Here is an 18030-nt window from a genome sequence, read left to right on the forward strand (position 1 = left end):
ATCTCACGATGTTCAAGGAGACGTTCTAACACTCATCCTATTTGATACTGAGACAAACAGCTCCCCTGAAATCCGAATACAGCGGGACGTAACACCGGGCAGCGCCGCCAGCTTCGTTAGCACCTGACGCTTGCGCTGCTCGCGCGCACCGAGCTCCGCTTGCAGAAGCTGTTCAAGGAAATCGGCCATACTCGAATCGGTCGTCGCAGTGCGTTGTGCGAGCGGCGCCCAGTCGGTGGCGATGCAGTCCAGCTTCAGCTGTGCACACAGTCCGGCAATCCGTTCATGTTGCAGATTCATGCTGCGACCTCCAGCAACGCGTCGTATACCGCCAGCGGATGCTGCAGGCTCTCGCGCGGCAGCACGCGACGGTTGTCCGGCACAGCAAGCGCAGGTGCTTGCGCCGGCAACGGCAGAAGCGCCGCCTGCTCGGCAGCAAGCCTCACTGCCGGACGCTCGCCCGTCGTCGCATGACGGCGCGTGTTGGCAACCTCCGCCAGCCATCGACCGATATGCGCGTTGGCGGCCTCTACATCCAGCCTCAAGCCCGATGACCTGAGCGTCGCGGCAAGCGGCACAACGAAGCTCTCCTTCAGATAGCGGTTGAACCGTTCGACCTTGCCCTTGGTCTTGGCGCGATACGGGCGACACACCTTCGGCGTGAAGCCGTAGGTCTCAGCCAGCGCAAGCAGCTGTGGGTTCCACCGATGCTCGCCTTCGCCGAATGCATCGCGCTCGATGACCACCGACTTCGCGTTGTCAAACAGCACATGCTCCGGCGTGCCGCCGAAGTAGACGAGCGCCTCACGCAGGCATTCGCACAATGTCGCGGCATCCTCACGCGCGGTGAACCGCACGAAGCTCGCGCGGCTGTAACCCATCGTCGCGACCAGCGCGAGCAATGGCTCGCGTCCTCGCCGGATAACCGTGAAATCGGCTTGCATCTGCTTGCCGGGCGCGGTCTCGAAGCGCACCACTGGCTCGGCTTCAGAACGCTTGTGGGGCACCAGAAACGCCTTGAGCTGACTGATGCCACCTTCGTATCCCGCCTCCTGCAATTCGCGTAGCAGAACCGTTGCCGGAATCCAGTGCGGCCGCGCGGCGGCGACGCGCTCCAGCAGATAGTCCTTGAACGGGTCGAGCTTCGTCGCTCGCGGCTCACGCTGGCTGTAACGGCTTGCCTGCTCGTTCCTCAGATAGCGTCGCACGGTGTTGCGCGATAAACCTGTTTGCCTCGCTATCTCACGCACCGCCGTCCCGCGCCGGGCCAATACCTTGATTTCCACTGCTTGCTCCTGAGTCAGCATCGGCGGCAAAAGCCGCCATCGTCTCCCAGGTGGGTCAGGTTTACTTCGGCGCTAGGGTCATTTTTACATCGGCGCTAACAGTTAGGAGGTAGGCGGGTGGGAAGACGGTGAACCTGAAGGGGCCGACCGCTCTTGATAGGTGCGGCTGCGGCAAAGGGTCGAGCGGACCGTGGAGCACGCATCGCTCTCATTTGATGTGGAACAAAATGCGGATTGCGGACCGATTGATGGATTTCTGCAGGTAGGTTTGCGGCTGCTGGAACGCCGGCAACCGTGCGAGCCTGGCGGCGATGCGTTCCCATAGGAAGTTTTCACATTACGTATAGATTATACGTGCGGTGACATCGCTCTATACGGCGATTCTACGAATTCTCGTCAGGAGCTAGCCTGCGAACCCCAGAATGCGTCAGCCTGGTCCGGGGTACGTTCCTTGAGCTGTTCTTGCCAAGCCGGCAACACGGAGTACACGTAAGCGTGGACAAAAGCTTTGACACCGTAGCCAGTCAGACTTTGCGCCTGTTCTTCAGAGATTTCTTCGAGGCGGAGCAACCCTGCTGCGTCCTTATCATCCATCGGCGCGTAGGCGCCTTGCTTCTCGACAGCCAACATGCAGATTGCCACGGGGATGCCGACGCCTCGCATTTTCTTGGTCGCCCGTAAGTATTTCTCGAGAGCTTTGCCCAGCTCTTCTGGCGCAAGCGATGCTGGGTTGTCTGGCAAAGCAGCTATTTGCGCCAAGAGCTCTTTACAGACCGCCGCCGAAGGGAACGGAATGCGAAGCTTGGCCGAGATTACATCATATACACGCGAGACGCCTTCGAGGTCCTCTGCGGAACACGTCGAAAACAGATAGTTGTCGGTCCTCTTCCAGATGCTCCTGCGAAAAGGCGAGACAATAAAAGCTTTTGCGGCATCCAACGTCGCAAGAACAGGTGACATTGCGGCGGATGACAGGCGTTCGAATGTGGGCATGGCGTTAATCTCCTCGCGAAATGGATATTCGAATACGCTCCGGCCAATCCGGAGCGAACTCGAGTAGTTGACATCCACTGCAGTGCCCAACTCGCGCTTCGCGGTCAGGATTGCGCTTGCCAAGCGCCTTGCCGTAGATATATCCTTCGCGACCGCTGGAATCCCGGACCATCCGGTACCCGGCGGAAGGAAATCTGGAGCCGTCTATCGTTACACAAACGACCCGCACTAGCCTGCTTCCACTCAGTGCGAAGTATGACGCAAACAGGGGTAGAACTGTCAAGCCCCCTCGCCAAGCGCATGCACGCTTCTCTGCGCAGCATCCGAGCCCAAGCCGAAAGCACGCGCGGTGAATCGACCGCGTCTCAGCCACCTATTCGACAGCGCCACGATGGATGTCGACCAACGCGCGCTGATGATGCGTGAGTCCCACCCATACTCGCGCCAAAAACTCGAGCGCGCGAACTCAGATGTAGGGGACTGTTAGTCTGTCCGTGCATCAATCTCCATGGTACCTTGCGCACTTTTACCAAAACGAAAGCCCCAATCCCAGAGCTTTCTGTATAAGAAGGCCATCGGAATCGATTAGGCTATCGTCGTCCGTTACTTGGAAGCGCTGGATTAGAGTGCCGAAATCTACCGTGGGAATTGTCCCAGGTCGATGTATTGTTAGGCCCATGTATGGCTGATTCCCAAAGGTCACAGATGCATCTGCTTCGCCGGGTTTTGGGGTGAAATACTGGGCGGTTGCCTCTGCCAAAGTCTTGGGTGGATTGCCATCTGCAAAATGAAGCCAATGCTCATATTGCGTCCGAAGTGTCTTTTCGCCTGGGCGCGACGGTGAGGTATCCATTACGATGCGTTTCACCTCGGTCCAGCGTTTCGCTTCAACCGCAGTTAGCGCAGTTATGCTGAAAGACCCTCCGGCTTTCGCTCGCCCAGTTCCAACTGCCAGGGCATACTCAATGCCAGATTTTCCTCGAGCAGAAACTGACCAACCAGCCCCATCAGACTCTACAAAATCTCCTAGGGCATCCAAATACTTTCGCACACGCTCTTCATGGAATCCGGTTACATCAGACAGGTCTTGAATCGTCTGCCCAGGATAGGCCAAGAGGGTAGTTATCACAGCCTGAACCCCAGCATCGGTTTTTAAGCTCGGCTCTTCGAGTGCTTGGAGTTGAGCCTCGGCATACGTATTTAGCTCAAAGTGGTTGCCTGCAATTGTCGTCATTTAACTTTTAGCTTTCTAATTTTGAAATAGTCACTCAGTTCGCCGTGTTCGTCCCACGACATGGAGGAGGCCAACGCCCCCGAAGGCTAGCAGCGTCGATTCGAGTTCGCCGCGCTCGTCATTGCTTTTTCTTTCGCTGATACCCCCCATTTGCAGCCTCGAGAGCCTTCAGCTCATCATGTCGAGCAATCGGGTCATATAGCTGAGGCATACCACGCTGGGCCCAGGCGCCCGCCCGATTTTTGTAGTGCATGTCCTGCTTGCGCCACCCCCGGTTCGCTAACGTGCGCGCGGATGGTTTTCCGGCGCATGCCGGGTTGTAGTTTCTTGTGCAGACTGCTCATCGTAAGCACTGAGGTACGCTTCGATTGCATCCGTGAGCTCGGTGTCTTCGTGTTGCTGTGGAGCGGATTCGGTGTAACAAGGAGGATTGTTTTTTTTGCCCATGGCTTCCTACGTGAGTGATTTGTGCAATGTTCCTACCAACGTATAGCGCCGGCCGACGGCAAAAATCAGTGTCGCAGGATAGTCAGCTGTGGTGTACGGGTGAGAGGTCGGAGAGCCCATGTGGGCTACATGACTATCTCTAACGTCGGAACAGCCAGGCACCCTACACATTCCGTGCTATCTGCTTGCCTGCTGACGCCACAAATAGAAGCTCGCAAGACGCCGGGCAAGAATCCAGCACGGAATCTCAGTAGGCGACAGCACAGATGCTTACCGGGAATCCGAGAGGATGGCGGGCGCGGCGTCTCGTAATGCGGCAGAACAGTCAACGGCCAAGACGTTCGAGCAGCGCATCGTGCTGCTGCTTGAACTTTGGCCACGTTCTTCCGCAGCTTCGCCAGATTTATCAGCTTCCACCGTACGGCCGGAAGGTGTTGAACGTGCGCGAATGGCAGCAGACTCCGTCCGGCTCGGCCTGCACAAGCGAGAGCAGAAAGCCTCGCTGCCGGTCCGACAAGGCCTTCGGCAATTCCGCCATCAATCGCCGACGCGTTGCTTTGAGTTCGTCGAGCGTGACGGGCGTGTTGTCATCCCGATGAATTCTGTCTCGGAGATGACGTCGATGTCCTGCTCGTTGGGAAAGAGAACCTCGTGCACGGGCCGGTCATGGCCGGCGAGGTACACGACAAAGCAGTCCAAAAACTCGGCGGGCAACCCGAATCGCGCAAACATCAACTGCACGTCGAACAAATCCCGAGGATGCTGCCGGTCCAAAGCAACTACGAGCTTGCTGCCGTAGAGTTCCGGCGTCGCCAGTACCGGCACCTTGATGTTGGCCGACAACATGTCTTGGGCTACAGCGGTAAGCTGCAGCGGCGCCGGCGGCAGTACGGCGCCCCGGAAAACGAAGTTGACTTCGACCTTACCCCATCGGCCACAGTCCGACGGTAACCGCGACCAATCCTTCACTTTCGGTTGCTCCACTTCCGGGCATGGCCCGTCAATGAAGCGTCCTTCACACAAAATTGGGAGAGGTATGGTGCGGTCGGGCTACGAATTGCCTTCGTCGATTGCACATCCCGCCGCTTCGCGCATGCCTACGCGTCGCGGCAAGGTGCTGTAATCATGTACGCAACCCACGCGGATACTCTACGGACGGGTTACCCAAATTGTAGGTCTCTGGCATTGACGCGATGGAGCGAACCGCGTGGTCGCCAAAGCGAGTGGACGAATAGGAGTCCGCGACATGAGCCAACTGGATTTCGCTATCAATCCGTCATCGCTTTCAACAGCGCATCCCGCCCATCCTGGTAGAACTCGATGTCCAGCTTGGTCACCATCTCATCCAATTCTCTAGACTGCGTCCAGCAGCGTGGCATTCACGAAATGCCTGCGTGAAAAGCCCTAGCGAGTTGTACGCCTCTTACTCATACTCATTTTAAGTGCCGAGTTCCTTCGCCAATTTGCTCAAACGCTGCACCAGGTCGCTGAGCGGAAGTTCATCGTCGCCCGTACCACGTCGCTGCATTAACCAGTGCGCGTCAGACATCCCCTTGCAACACAGGCTACGTGATTCATCAATACGACTCCTGCTTTAAGAGAACATAAAATGTTGAATTCAAAACCAATCATCTTTGACTTGTCGTTTCAAATCAAGCACCGGCATTAGTGTCGAACCTTTTATCTTAATTAACGCATGAACACCTTCCCGTAGTAGGCTCCCCCGCGTCATTCGCTTCAGCGGCGCAAAGACATCTGGTTGTGCGCAGACTACTCAAAGCAGTGCTTAATGCGAAGCTGGCTCCTGACTGCACAATCGAAGAAGCGTGTCACCTGCACGACGTTTACCGTGACCAACCGCTACCGCCTCGCGCTGAAATGTTTCTGAATGACGTTCGGGCGCTTCGTAAGGCAGGCCTCGACACAGCAATGGAAGGGGACGACCTGCCGCGCGCAATCTTTATCAACGAGCCGAGCCTTTTTCGGGCTCGATTTCCTGAACTTGAGGCCGCGATACCGTCATGCTGGTGCATGGTGGCGTGCAGCCATACACTGACGGACTGCCTCGCCGCGCTGCGCCACCAGCAGTGCCGGAGTCGGTTCGTAGCCAACTCAAAGCGGTACTCGACGCGAAGCTGACTCGCTCGGTCACCGTGGAAGAAGCGTGCCACATGGACCTCTACGTTCGCAGAAACAGCAGCGTTCCGCATACCACCATTCGAGCGCATGAGCGTCACCTCATCCGTGTCGGATTGCGAAAGTGGGCCTGTAACGGTGAGCCGTGGGCAATAAGGATGGTGGACCCGTCCTATTCATCGCAAAGTTTCCGATGCTGGAATCTGCAGTGCCCGTGATGGAGGCTTATGGCGGCGTCCAGCCCTGCACGAACGGCCTGCCAGCAAGCGTCTAGGGCTGCGCGCTTGTCGTGCTGGGGGACCGGACTGCCCCCAAGGGCGTGGTCAACTGCCCTGGAAGGTTTCACATGTTTCGTCAAAAAAAAGCCCGCACGTCGGCGGGCGAGTTCTACTCCGATGCAAGTCGCCACGCTTCGAGTCGCAACAGCTGATAGAAACGCTCTTCGTCCCTCGTTTCTGTCAGCCTGAATGTGAGTGTGTGCTCTGCATTTCTGAGTTCAACAATCAACGGCACGGCGTCGAACTTCGCAGTCCAGCCTGCCCGTTTAAACTGACTGATTGCTCCAGCTGCCCGTAGGTACAGGAGCGTGTGTGCTTCAAACTCTTTCGTAAGTTTTTCGCCCGGCGGCAATAGAAGCCTCCCATACGGGTCTTCTTGAATGTCGGGAAGAGTTCGATTTGCGCCAGTCCACGGATTGAAGGACCAGACCGTATGCCGATGGTAGTCGCGCCACGCTGCTGCCACTTCCGGCACAACGCCTCGCTTGCCCGTTGCCGGACAGAAAATCATCTCCGTAATTTGCACCTCGCCCTCCGTATTTCCTTGAAGCAGGAACGTCTCCTGCACCTCGGTATAGAGCGTGGAAGGAAGGATGATTGTCATGCAGACGGCGCGAGCATGCGCGTAAAATTCGTGGCGCCGCTCATCAGCAATAGGCCGCGCCGGGTTGAGCAAGAATGGCTTTGGCTCCGAGCCTTTTGCACGCGATGCTCAGGAGCCGTCTGAGCGGTATGAGGCGATTAGTTACTGCATTCAGCGTGTCTGCAGCGATATGATTCCGACGAGTCTGGCGGTCCAGGAGGCATCTTGATGTAACGATTCCGCATGCCTTGTGTGAGGGCTACGGAATCCTTGACGTTTCACTCGGGTGTGGTTTCGGTACGACCTGCCAACACCGGCCCTTCTCGCATTCAGCCGTGCGCTAAGCCGCAGCCCGACCAAGCTGCAGGAAATCACATTCTTCGTGGCCCCACGCTCCAGCTCACAAGCGGACGGCGCGACAGACTGCGCATAGGCAAATCCCTCTCGCCAGACTCCGCGTGACAGCTGACGAAAACGCTGCGCACACAATCAAGTATTCCCCGCTGGAAGAGTTCCATTCATGCAGGCGCGAATAACTAATACGCGCTTTGCGCAAAGCCAGCTCAACGATTCGAGCCCCCCAGAAATTCTTGACTATCCGAGGGGTCTCTCACGTAATCGGTCGCGACCGACAAGCACGCTAATTGGCACAAGACGTGTCCGATGCACCTCGACTGACGATTTGCTGAATTTCACTGGCCCTCCACGCAACGCACCGGGGACCAAGTGAAACCGGCGCGGGATAGCGGCCTTCTTTCATTCCCGCATACCACGTAGCACGCGAAACCGGAATGAGCGCCAGCACTTCAGGGAGGCGCAATAGTGAGTCATGCTGATTTTGCATGGAAAAATCTCCAATTAATCGCCCTGGAGGTATTTCCTCAATCCACGAATCGTTATCGTGGAGCCGCTGCATCATTTATTTCCTCAATGCTGCCGGAGTCGGGCTTGCGGGCAGCGGTCATCCAATGCGGACACGCGCAGTGCTATCTACCCTCACGGGGGCCGATGAGCAACCTGGGTTCAGCCGCCGCACCCGGCTCAACGCCGTCGCGCAGCCGGTCCAGATAGTCCGCCCATTGCTGCATCATCTTTTTCCGGTCGTCCAGAAACCGTGTCCGGTTATAGGCGCGCCCCAGTACATCAGGAACACGGTGAGCCAGCTGGTGCTCAATAACCTCCGGCGCGAAACGCAGCCCTTCATGCAGGATGGTGCGCGCCATGGCCCGGAATCCGTGTCCGGTCTGCTCTTCACGGGTACTTATCCCGGCGCGCTGCAGCGCCCTGTTCACGGTCGCATTCGACATCGACTTCGTTTTGTCATCCCTCCCGGGAAAGACAAATTCTCCCCGCCCCGTCAACGGATACAGCTCGCGCAGGAGGGCAACCGCCTGCGCCGGAAGCGGGACAATATGAGCCGGACCGTTTTTGCTCGCCATGAAACGCCATTGGGCTGCGTCGAGATGCACCTCGTCCCACCGCATCGTCCGCAGCTCCCCCGGCCTGCAGAACAGATATGGAGCGAGTCTAAGCGCACATTTGACCGGAGCTGTCGCGCTGACCGCCTCCATCCTGCGCAGCAGCGGGCCCACCTCTCCCGGCTCCGTGATGGCAGCAAAGTGGCCCGGCTTCGCGGGCGTTAGTGCCCCTTTCAGGTGGGTGGCCGGATTGTCCCTAGCCTTGCCTTCAGCCACTGCATAGCGGAAGACCGCGGAGCAATTCTGCAACGCACGATGGGCCGTGTCGCGTGCGCCACGGTCCGCGATTCGCCGGAGGCACGCCAGGATGTCGGGTGCCGTGATGTCCGTAATCGGCCTCTGGCCCAGCCACGGAAAGATGTCATTTTCCAGTCGGGCCTTGACCTTGACGCGGTGCGACTCGGCCTTTTCCGACATCATCCGTTCGTACCAGTCGTTGGCAACGGCCTCAAAGGTGCTGGCCGCCTCGGTTTGCTTCGCTGCTTCAAGCACCTGTTTGTTTGCACTGGGGTCGACGCCCTTCCTTAGCAACTGGCGTGCGTTGTCCCGCGCAGCACGCGCATCCTTCAGCCCGGCTTCCGGATATTTTCCAAGCGCGAGCCGCTTTTCCCTTCCTTCGAAGCGATACTTCCAGCGCCACAGCTTCGAGCCATTGGGAAACAGCTCGAGATAGAGGCCGCCGGTATCGTACAGGCGATAGGACTTGTCACGCGGCTTCGCATTTTTGACTGCGACGTCCGTGAGCGGACTGCGAGCGCGGCCCTCAGTCCCAATCGAATTTTGAACAACAATACGTCCAGCCGCATTGGGCTGGCAAAAAGCCAAGTCATGCAGGTTCTGCATGTGACCATCTCCACGATAAAGCCCCAGGAGATATGTCCTCAATCCACACATGAGCGTGGAGATACTGCCTCATTAGTTTCCTCGAAACTGCCGGAGCAGGGCTTGCCAGCAGCTGTCGTGCATCGACGACGGACGAAGTATCGCGCGCCTTTAAACACGTCGTCAAGCGCTTTTTGAGCATTAATTGCCCATAAATTCTAGTTCTCGCGCAACTTGTCCAAATAGTCCGCCCATTCCTGCATCATTTTTCTCCGCTCATCCAAAAATTTTGTCCGGTTGTACGCCGTACCCAACGGGTCGGGTACGCTGTGCGCGAGCTGGTGCTCAATGATTTCTGGCCGGATGCCGAGCCGTTCGTGCAGGATGGTGCGGGCCATGGCCCTGAAGCCATGCCCCGTCTGTTCTTCACGGGTGCTGATGCCCGCGCGCTTCAACGCAACATTCACCGTGTTGCCTGACAGAGGCTGTTTCTTGTCGTCCCTGCCCGGAAACACATAGTCCCATCGTCCCGTCATGGGTTGCAGTTCACGCAGGATGGCGACCGCCTGCGTCGCGAGCGGGACCAGATGGGGCGTCTGGGTCTTGCCGACGATGTAGCGCCATTCTGCTGCGTCGAGATGGACCTCGGTCCACCGCATGGTTCGCAGTTCGATAGGTCTGCAAAACAGATACGGGGCGAGCCTGAGTGCACACCGCACAGGAAAGGTGGCGTTCACGTCATCCATCTTGCGCAGTAGCGGGCCGATTTTCTCGGGTTCCGTGACGGCTGCAAAGTGGCCGGGTCTCGCCGGCGGCAAGGCGCCTCTGAGATGGTCGGCGGGGTTGCCATGAGCCTTGCCGACGGCCACCGCGTACCGGAGGACCGCTGAGCAGTTCTGCAGCGCCCGGTGCGCCGTATCACGCGCGCCTCGGGCTTCGATGCGCCGCAGGCACGCCAGAATTTCAGGCGCCGTGATGTCCGAGACGGGCCGCTTGCCCAGCCACGGGAAGATGTCATTCTCCAGCCGCGCGATAACCTTGACGCGATGGGACTCAGCCTTGTCGGCCATCATGCGCTCGAACCACTCCCGGGCGACCGCCTCGAAATTGTTGGCCGCTTTCTCCAGCCGCGCGGCCTTGACAGCTTTCTTGTGTTCGCCAGGGTCGACGTCGTCAGCCAGGAGCCGCCGCGCGTCGTCACGCTTCGCACGAGCATCCTTCAAGGTCACATCCGGATACTTGCCGAACGACAGACGCTTCTCTCGCCGGTCGTACCGATACTTGAAGCGCCACAGTTTTGAGCCAGCAGGTGAGACTTCGAGATACAGCCCGCCGGCGTCCCAGAAACGCTGGGTCTTACCGATGGGCTTGGCGTTTTTGACGGCAAGGTCAGTGAGTGACATCTGGGGGCATCCGTTTGTGGGGGCAGCGTGCCTGTGCCCCTATGCTGCCCCCACTTGGGCCGAATTGCCACCGGATGTCGTTGGACGACGTTGGACGCAAAAAAGGCCAGAATCCTTGTGTGACAAGGGCTTCCGGCCTTCACTATACTTATTCAGACTTGAATTTGGTGGAGAGGAGGAGGATCGAACTCCCGACCTTCGCATTGCGAACGCGACGCTCTCCCAGCTGAGCTACCCCCCCACACGTGCAAATTATTCTAGCACAACGTATTTTAGAGTTCGTAACGCGAAACGCTGGCTTCTGTCCTCCGGTCAAAGATCGCTGAATGTGAAGATTTAGGTTATCTGCGAGATCGCGATGACTGATGTTGTTGCGGCTGGAAGATCGACGTCTGAAACGCGGGAGATAACCCAATGCGTGAGTTAAAAGGTAGAGGTCGCCGGAACGACTTGGTCAGCCGCTATGGAAGAATCACGAGTTGGCACGCGGGTCTTTGGGTGCGCGCAGATCGGCCTCGGGGCCTTCCCCCGTGTCGGGAAAGCCGTACATCAATTCATCTTGTCGGTGACTTCACGGAGCCGGTCGGTGAAGTCACGAGATTCATGATTCAGATTGATACTGAGAAAAATCCGAGCATAGGCAGGTCCGACGTACCAAGCGTCGGTTCATTTATTTCGATCAAGCCGCAGCTGCAGGGCGTGGTGGCTCTAAGCGACGCAGAGTTCCAAAAATTGTTGATACTCGCCGCGTCAGCACGATTGGACTGGTGTTTCGTCTCGTTCACTCCACCTTTTCGTCGTTCCGCATTGATCGTGAGTATCCATTTCAGCACGCGATCACCCAGTGAAGACCCTTGAATTGCCAGGACGTCTAGAGCGCTCGGGATCATATCCGGCGGTCCGTCGCTCCCGAGAATGAGCGAGAAACAATCATACGGCAGCAATGGACGTTCGTGTGGTAGACAAATCAAACGTAAAGCTGTTAAGGCTTTTCCCCCGGGGCGCCCCTCATTCACTGCGGCGCATCGATAGCATGTTGCGGGCAACGGGTGAACAACTTATCGCAAGGTAGAGGCAAGAGACGTTTATGGGAACTTTAGCGAAGCTTCCGCAAATTGACCGCGATACGCTTTACAACGAAGTGTGGTCCACTCCGATGACTCAATTGGGGGTTAAATACGGCGTCACCGGCCCGGACATAAAGAAGCAATGCGTTGAGCTTCAGATCCCGTGCCCTCGAGCTGGATATTGGTCACGGCTTCGTCACGGATATCCTCCCGAAAAGCCGCCCTTACCTCCACTCCAAATCGTCAGTGAGCCGGTAGGGACGACTTCGAAGATTGGCCGCCCTCGCAGAAAACGCCAGCCCTCGATCGAACGCCTCATCGTATCAACGTCGCAGAGCTCGACAGAGGAAACCGCGGATTCGCCGAAAGCCCCTCCGAAGCAAGACTCTCAAAGAAAGTGGCATCCTGTCGTAAAGAAAATACGTGACAAGTTGCTAGCCTCAGTCGAGCAGGCTGCCCTGCAAAAAAACGCTACGACTGGGAGGTCGCTCATCCCGGAAGGCAATATCCATATCCGGACAGGGCGTATGGACGCTGGGAATATTTTTGCGATGAGGGTCAGGTTCTTGCCGCGACTCACCGCAAATCACCAACGCGATTGTCGCTCAGCAGCTACGAGCGCGGACTTGCCGTTCTTGACCTTGTTTGCCACTCATCGCAACAGCGGGGCTATTCTGTAAGCTTCACGGATCAGGATGCGCGAATTGCGTTGACGAAAGGCGGAGCTCGCGTAGAGGTTCGTGTTACCGAGAAACTGACTTCAGGATTCCGCCAAAAGACAAGAAGCTGGGACAAAAAGATAGAACAAGTCAAAACGTTGACCGCCACAGGCTTACTGAAAATATATTTCGATCCACAAGGGGGCGCTGAGATTGCTGTTGCGGACAAGCCTGGAAGTCCGCTGGAACAGCAAATGGATAAGATAAATCAAGTGATCGATGCGAAGCATGCGACCTCGGTAGCGCGCGTCGCCGAATGGGCAAAGAGAGACCTTGAATATGCAGAAGCCGCTGAACGGCGACGAGAAGAGGAAAAAATTCGGAAGGAAGCGGAGTCCCGCCGAAAGCAAGAACAAGAACGCCGTGATGCTTTCGTAGTTGAGGCGAGAGACTGGGAGACCGCAATGCTCTTGCGGAAATACCTGGCGATGTTAGACGGCAGAACTCTGAATTCCGACACCAAAAGCAGCGACTACGTAACGTGGCGGGCTTGGGCAGGGGACGTCGCCGATGACCTTGATCCGACGAAAAAGCGGCTAAAGCAAAGTTGAAACAACTGCCCTTATCAAAGCGTGTCTGTGTTTCTCAGAGCAAGAATCAATAAGTCACTGTGTTTACGTGTCCTCATCCCGCGAGGGCGCCGCATTGCGCTGGTTACCGGACCGGTCTTTGGACGAAGATTAACGTCGTGCGGTATGCCAGGCGCCGCATTTGTTTACTCGGTACCGCGGTCGGCGTGAGAGTACAAGAAAACTGAATATTTTTCGAGACCAAAGATGTCCAGAGAGCAGCAGATCGTCGAAGCCATCCGGCAGCTTTACGCCGAGGGATCGACTGAATTCACGATCCACGAGATCAGAGGCGCCCATACCCGGCACCCGGAGCACTGGGCGCCACTTCCGGATCGTTGGGAGCCGCTCGTCGGCGCCGTACTGCGAACGCTTGAATCTACGGGAGCCGTAAGGGCGAGCGGCGCTGGCAGCTATAAGTTGCTCCACCCGATCGAGCCAAAATTCGACCTCGCGCGCCCAGCACCGGGCGACGATGCGCCTGCCGACGAACCCCAGCAGCGGCCGCCGGGTAATCGACCGCCAGATGTGCCACCGGGGTCCGCCGACGGCGGCGGTGGGGACGGAGCGGGCGCCGGGTATCGCGAGGTGCTGTCGCATCCTTCGCTGTTCTCGTCCATGGCCGACGATTTCAATCGCCTGCTCGCTCGTATCGGAGGCCGCTCGTGACGACGCGAACCAATGGACTCGCGCTGCTGGCGCACAAGTGCGCGGCGAGGACGTTCGATCTCTCGACGGGCGTCGTGGATGCCAGCATGCGTGATCAGATCGTGCGCGCACAGTTGCTCATGCGCGATCTGAGAGAAAACGATCCGGCGTGCAATCGCGTCTTGATCGTCGGCGGCGGAGTGGGCGGCGTTTCCGCCGCCACAATGGCGTGCGAACTCGATATGGATGTCGTGCTCGTCGACAGCCAGAAGAAGCCGTTCAGTCTTCAGGGCGGCGTGACGAGCCGTTTTGTCGGACCGTTCATGTACGAATGGCCGGAACTCGGTCACGACTGCCAAAGCTATCCGCCGTCGCACGTGCTGGGTCAGCCGTCCGACGCTACGCCGAAATGGACGGCAGCTAATCCGATACCAGCAGCCCAGTTCGCGATGAATTTGGAGGACTGGCTGGTAGCGCATCCGTTTTTGCCAGGGACGGCACGCTTCTATTTTGGCGTCGTATCTGAGGAGGTGGAAGCATACGTGCGCGCGTTCGTTGCGTACCATGGTACGGAAACCGTCGCAGGCGCGCCGCCAGGTCCGGAGTATGTGCTTCCCAGCGGCTGCCTTGATCACCGGGGGAAACGCGCATATGGCGGAGCGTCATTCCGCCCAGACTACATCGTGCTCGCCGCGGGAATGGGAGATGAGCGTGTAGCACTTCCCGACTTTCCGCTCGTCAGCGGAGAATCCTTCTGGGCCAATGATGACCTGAAGTTGGACGCGACTCGTCACGCCAATTCCAGCGTCTTCGGTGGCGGCGATGGCGCTCTGCAGGACGTCCTGCGTCTTCTGACGAAGCACGATCATCCGCTTCAACTGATACGCGATTTGAGGCTGGACGCAGCCGTTGCAAAATCGATAGATCGGTGGGCGCCTCACCTCGAAGCGCTCGAGCGGCAGAGCCGGCTCGTAACCACTTGGTCGGGAAGCGGCAGCTTCGAGGATATCGATACGCAGTGCCAGTTGGTTGCGGCGGATCTCGCAGGGGACGCGTTTGTATGCGAGGCCGTGCGGCGACAACTGCGCGAGGGTGAAGGGGAAGTCCATCACGTTATGCGCGAGCGGTATTTTGGCAAGGCATACCTGTTGAATCGGTTTGTGGTGCACCTTATCGAGCAATGCCAGAAGCTCGGGCCGCGCAGGGGCGTACTGACCTACCACGCGCATCGGGAAGCGAGAGTCACGAACGCAAAGCACGCCGTCCGTGCTGGGAAACGCGGGTACCTGATTTCCCTCCGGGGCGACACGAAGCAATATTTCTTCCGTTGGATCGCGGTTCGCTACGGCGCCGACCCCGGTGCAGTACCGCAATCGAAGATGGTCAAATTGAACCCAAAAACCCGCGCTGACCGCACGAGTATGGCGGCTATTCCGCTGCCACTCATGGTTCCGGATTAACGGGCAATCAGGCATTTATACATGGGAGAAAACCTTGACGCAGCGGCGGCGGCACATGGGTGGCTGGCTGGCGACGTACTCGAAGTTGACCCGGATACCAAGCCCCTCTGCTTCGATGAGCCAAACGTTTTTGTTTGCGTTTCTGGCCACCGCATCCAGCATGCGTTCTGCGTCAAGATAAGGTTCTCAGTCCGCTGCACCGAACCCAGCCGCCTGAAGATGCTAGGCGAGATGAAGCGCCTTTAACTGCAACCGTCAGCGGAGCGGTTCAGCTCAAAGAATTCTCAGCGAAGCACAAACGGCCCGCACGTCGTGCCAATGCAGGCCTGTTGCGCCGTGTGCGCTTAGCTAGAAATCCTCTGCTTTATCGCAAGTGCCGCGGCAGGCCATCCGTTGCCCGGCGCCGGAGCGGGCACGTTGGCGATCCAACTTACAATGGCGGCGTGGCGTTACGGGGAACGACGATATGAGCAGGAAGACTGACAAGATCCAACAAAACGGAATCACCGGCCAGGAGCGCACCTCTGGCTTGTTGAGCGAGAGGTTCTGGGTGCTGAAAAGGCAGGTCGACATTCACGGCGCAGATTTTCTGGTCCAGCTCCAGGACGAGACCGAGACCTTCAGCGATCCCCTCCCGCCGAGGCTTTGTACGGTGCAGAGCAAGTATTGCCAGGACCGCAACACGTCGCATGAGATTCCGGCGAAATATGTGCTCGACGAAGACGGACAACCGCGTCGCGGCTTTTTCGTCCTGATCCACATGGGCGGCAGCGACGATAACATTCGCTACCTGCTATCCGCGGCGGAGATTCGGAGCGCACTCCGACGTGACGAGAAGAAGGATGTTTTCAAAATCCAGGCCGGCACCACCTACACGGATACCTTCCGGAAGAAGACGGGCGAGTCGGTTCTCCAGATCATCGAAAAAGAGCTGATCGAACTTCGGGACATGGACCGTTTAAGATTCAACATTCCGTTTTATGAGCTTAAGCGCACGCGTATCGACAGAAAATGGATCATTCCGATACCAAACGAGCATGAGTTTATTCCCGATGCGGTGTTTTTTCTGAAGAATCTAATTCGCATGACGCTCGAGGAAAATGCGGCTGAGTACGAAATCATGGCAAAAATGATGACGGAGAGCGACGTGTCCGTCATTATTTCCCTGTTGGACAAACTCGCAGACTGGATCGATCAGGACCCGGATGCGCCGCAGACGACCGTCTTCGACGTCAAGGGAAATATCCGGGAACTCCATGGCAGCCTTGCCAAGGCGGTGGCCATTCATACGAGACGGTTCGAGCTCCTTTGCGAGGACGATAACAAGATTCGATCGTTTATCGATTTTTGCAATTCCGTCGGTGAAGCCGGATACAGGATTTTCGAGAAAATGAAGCCTGTCAAACAACGAGTGTCGGACAACTCATACCGGTCTTTGCCGGTACGTTGTACGATAAAGTTTGACGTCGAACCGGGCAAACACGATCAGGTCGTAATCGACCAGATTAGGGGCGACACGTCCGTTTTTCCTGCTCTGACCGCAAACGAGCGTCGCGTCGAAGGCCCGATCTTCATCGACTTCCTGCGCGATGGCAGGGCGGGCGGGTTGCGGGACATGAATCGACTCATCGTCTCCGCATGCGCCGTGTACTTCGGTGCACTGTTCCCCGACGAAGCCGTGATGTCGCCGAAGATGCCAAAAGTCATGGCCGACTGACTCAAAGTTCCCCAAGGCAGTCGGGCTATGGGCCGGCGGCGCGCGCCACGTGCGTCAGTCGAAGCCCGCGTGGCCGTGCGTACGCCCTTCATTGGCTCACCGTCCTGCACGCATCTGTCATCCGTTTATCGTCCGGCCTGGTGAGGGTTCGACCGACGGCGACTCAGCGTCAATCGGCTACGGGAATGGGCAGGCGCGAGTCGCGAACGCCGACGCATACCGCTCACGCTGACGAACCAGGGTCGCTCCCGCGTTCGCGATCGTGTACCCCGGACGAGATCATCCGCAAGCGGCGCTTTCGTTCGCCCATCGGTGGGTGCGTATCGAAGACGCTGACCGCCGTGCCGGGGTCGGTGAGCAGGTTCAGCGCGGAGACCATTGCCTCGGGCGAGGTCATCTCGGCCGCGCGTGCGTCGGCGGCGAACTCCCTCTCGCGGCTATAGCTGCAGAAGACCCGGTGCAGGACGTAATCAAGCGCGATAAAAGCCACGACGCATAGCCCCGCCCTCCAGGCGATAGGCGCAAGACCTCGCGTGAGCGACCCGAGGAAACCGAAGGCCTCGGTCGATCCGCTGAGCAGAGCGATGGCGACGAAGCCGACGAACACGATGAGCCCGATAGGAATCGCCGCCTTCCGGACGCTTCGCCGCGTTAGCTCGGCAAATAGCCACGGATATACCTTCAACGCGTGATTGAATGCAAGGATATATGCCTTATTTCTCGTGTCGCCGTGCCGGAGATGCGCGACCTCGTGTGCTGCGATCGCAAGCAGCTGTTCTCGCGATGCCTTGTCTACCAGTTGCGTGGAGAAGCCGATTAGGGCCTTTTTCCCGAATATGGAGGAAATCGCAAACGCATTAAGGTCGCTGGAGGGGTACTGCCCGATCGTCACGTCGTAGTCTAGATCGATCAGCAGCGGCGCGACGAGTTCACGCAGGTTCTCGGCTTCTCGAAACGAACGATTGCCGGCTTCCACGTCGTTGATGTTCAAAAGGTACTGCGTGGTCGACATCAGGGGAAGCGCCAGAAACCCGAATACGGTAGCGGCAAAGGAAGCAGCAGTGTTGGGTGGAAGCGAAAATTTCTGTTGCGCTATCAGAACCGCCGTGGACGCCGCAAATAGAATAAACAGCACCGCCAGCATGTTCCGAGCAAATTTCGGGTAGACGTTTATGCGTTTCATGTGGGTT

General features: G+C 57.7%; 15 protein-coding genes and 1 tRNA gene. 5 read left to right on the plus strand and 11 right to left on the minus strand.

The window, feature by feature from the left end:
• Positions 1–12 precede the first annotated feature (12 nt).
• The 10 genes from HDG37_RS36200 to HDG37_RS36245 all read right to left on the minus strand — a co-directional run bounded on the left by HDG37_RS36200 (position 13) and on the right by HDG37_RS36245 (position 10901).
• A complete protein-coding gene (locus tag HDG37_RS36200) occupies positions 13–300 on the minus strand; it encodes an ATP-binding protein (RefSeq protein WP_311541827.1) in 288 nt (95 codons plus the stop codon).
• Complete coding sequence (gene istA / locus HDG37_RS36205; protein WP_184056056.1) at positions 297–1307, minus strand: IS21 family transposase; 1011 nt, start codon at positions 1305–1307, stop codon at positions 297–299. The genes HDG37_RS36200 and istA overlap by 4 nt, the downstream gene beginning before the upstream one ends.
• A 375-nt stretch (positions 1308–1682) precedes the next feature.
• Entirely contained in the window at positions 1683–2279 is a 597-nt protein-coding gene (locus tag HDG37_RS36210) for a hypothetical protein (protein WP_184056058.1), read from the minus strand.
• A 526-nt stretch (positions 2280–2805) separates the two neighbouring features.
• On the minus strand, positions 2806–3513 hold the full coding sequence (locus tag HDG37_RS36215) for a hypothetical protein (protein WP_184056060.1): 708 nt from the start codon (positions 3511–3513) through the stop codon (positions 2806–2808).
• A gap of 984 nt (positions 3514–4497) precedes the next feature.
• Complete coding sequence (locus HDG37_RS36220; protein WP_184056062.1) at positions 4498–4929, minus strand: nucleotidyl transferase AbiEii/AbiGii toxin family protein; 432 nt, start codon at positions 4927–4929, stop codon at positions 4498–4500.
• Between the two features lie 1554 nt (positions 4930–6483).
• The gene (locus tag HDG37_RS36225; RefSeq protein ID WP_184056064.1) at positions 6484–6978 is read right to left on the minus strand and encodes a hypothetical protein; all 495 of its coding nucleotides are present in this window, start codon (positions 6976–6978) and stop codon (positions 6484–6486) included.
• Between the two features lie 619 nt (positions 6979–7597).
• On the minus strand, positions 7598–7876 hold the full coding sequence (locus tag HDG37_RS36230; protein WP_311541831.1) for an AlpA family phage regulatory protein: 279 nt from the start codon (positions 7874–7876) through the stop codon (positions 7598–7600).
• Positions 7877–7943: 67 nt separating this feature from the next.
• Entirely contained in the window at positions 7944–9278 is a 1335-nt protein-coding gene (locus tag HDG37_RS36235) for a phage integrase central domain-containing protein (RefSeq protein ID WP_184056066.1), read from the minus strand.
• Between the two features lie 197 nt (positions 9279–9475).
• The gene (locus HDG37_RS36240) at positions 9476–10660 is read right to left on the minus strand and encodes a phage integrase central domain-containing protein (protein ID WP_184056068.1); all 1185 of its coding nucleotides are present in this window, start codon (positions 10658–10660) and stop codon (positions 9476–9478) included.
• Positions 10661–10825: 165 nt separating this feature from the next.
• Positions 10826–10901 (minus strand) — tRNA-Ala (locus tag HDG37_RS36245).
• A gap of 362 nt (positions 10902–11263) precedes the next feature.
• Here HDG37_RS36245 and HDG37_RS36250 point away from each other — a divergent pair.
• The 5 genes from HDG37_RS36250 to HDG37_RS36270 all read left to right on the plus strand — a co-directional run bounded on the left by HDG37_RS36250 (position 11264) and on the right by HDG37_RS36270 (position 16840).
• A complete protein-coding gene (locus tag HDG37_RS36250; protein WP_184056070.1) occupies positions 11264–11518 on the plus strand; it encodes a hypothetical protein in 255 nt (84 codons plus the stop codon).
• 807 nt (positions 11519–12325) lie between these two features.
• Positions 12326–12997 (plus strand): hypothetical protein, encoded by a 672-nt coding sequence (locus tag HDG37_RS36255; protein ID WP_184056072.1) that lies wholly within the window; start codon positions 12326–12328, stop codon positions 12995–12997.
• Positions 12998–13222: 225 nt separating this feature from the next.
• Positions 13223–13684, plus strand: a complete 462-nt coding sequence (locus tag HDG37_RS36260; RefSeq protein ID WP_184056074.1) for a hypothetical protein — start codon at positions 13223–13225, stop codon at positions 13682–13684.
• Entirely contained in the window at positions 13681–15123 is a 1443-nt protein-coding gene (locus HDG37_RS36265; RefSeq protein WP_184056076.1) for a hypothetical protein, read from the plus strand. The genes HDG37_RS36260 and HDG37_RS36265 overlap by 4 nt, the downstream gene beginning before the upstream one ends.
• A gap of 466 nt (positions 15124–15589) precedes the next feature.
• On the plus strand, positions 15590–16840 hold the full coding sequence (locus HDG37_RS36270; protein WP_184056078.1) for a hypothetical protein: 1251 nt from the start codon (positions 15590–15592) through the stop codon (positions 16838–16840).
• 223 nt (positions 16841–17063) lie between these two features.
• Here the strand turns inward: HDG37_RS36270 and HDG37_RS36275 are convergent, their stop codons facing one another.
• Complete coding sequence (locus HDG37_RS36275) at positions 17064–18023, minus strand: M48 family metallopeptidase (protein WP_184056080.1); 960 nt, start codon at positions 18021–18023, stop codon at positions 17064–17066.
• Between the last annotated feature and the right edge of the window lie 7 nt (positions 18024–18030).

Origin of the sequence: Paraburkholderia sp. MM5384-R2 (assembly GCF_014201025.1) — a bacterium.
GTDB lineage: Bacteria > Pseudomonadota > Gammaproteobacteria > Burkholderiales > Burkholderiaceae > Paraburkholderia > Paraburkholderia tuberum.

Excerpts from the sequence above, each read along its gene's own strand:
- HDG37_RS36250 (WP_184056070.1), top strand. The coding sequence starts at position 11,264 with ATGATTCAGATTGATACTGAGAAAAATCCGAGCATAGGCAGGTCCGAC.
- istA (WP_184056056.1), bottom strand. The coding sequence starts at position 1,307 with ATGCTGACTCAGGAGCAAGCAGTGGAAATCAAGGTATTGGCCCGGCGC.
- HDG37_RS36275 (WP_184056080.1), bottom strand. The coding sequence starts at position 18,023 with ATGAAACGCATAAACGTCTACCCGAAATTTGCTCGGAACATGCTGGCG.
- HDG37_RS36215 (WP_184056060.1), bottom strand. The coding sequence starts at position 3,513 with ATGACGACAATTGCAGGCAACCACTTTGAGCTAAATACGTATGCCGAG.
- HDG37_RS36200 (WP_311541827.1), bottom strand. The coding sequence starts at position 300 with ATGAATCTGCAACATGAACGGATTGCCGGACTGTGTGCACAGCTGAAG.
- HDG37_RS36235 (WP_184056066.1), bottom strand. The coding sequence starts at position 9,278 with ATGCAGAACCTGCATGACTTGGCTTTTTGCCAGCCCAATGCGGCTGGA.
- HDG37_RS36210 (WP_184056058.1), bottom strand. The coding sequence starts at position 2,279 with ATGCCCACATTCGAACGCCTGTCATCCGCCGCAATGTCACCTGTTCTT.
- HDG37_RS36260 (WP_184056074.1), top strand. The coding sequence starts at position 13,223 with ATGTCCAGAGAGCAGCAGATCGTCGAAGCCATCCGGCAGCTTTACGCC.
- HDG37_RS36240 (WP_184056068.1), bottom strand. The coding sequence starts at position 10,660 with ATGTCACTCACTGACCTTGCCGTCAAAAACGCCAAGCCCATCGGTAAG.
- HDG37_RS36270 (WP_184056078.1), top strand. The coding sequence starts at position 15,590 with ATGAGCAGGAAGACTGACAAGATCCAACAAAACGGAATCACCGGCCAG.
- HDG37_RS36225 (WP_184056064.1), bottom strand. The coding sequence starts at position 6,978 with ATGACAATCATCCTTCCTTCCACGCTCTATACCGAGGTGCAGGAGACG.
- HDG37_RS36230 (WP_311541831.1), bottom strand. The coding sequence starts at position 7,876 with ATGATGCAGCGGCTCCACGATAACGATTCGTGGATTGAGGAAATACCT.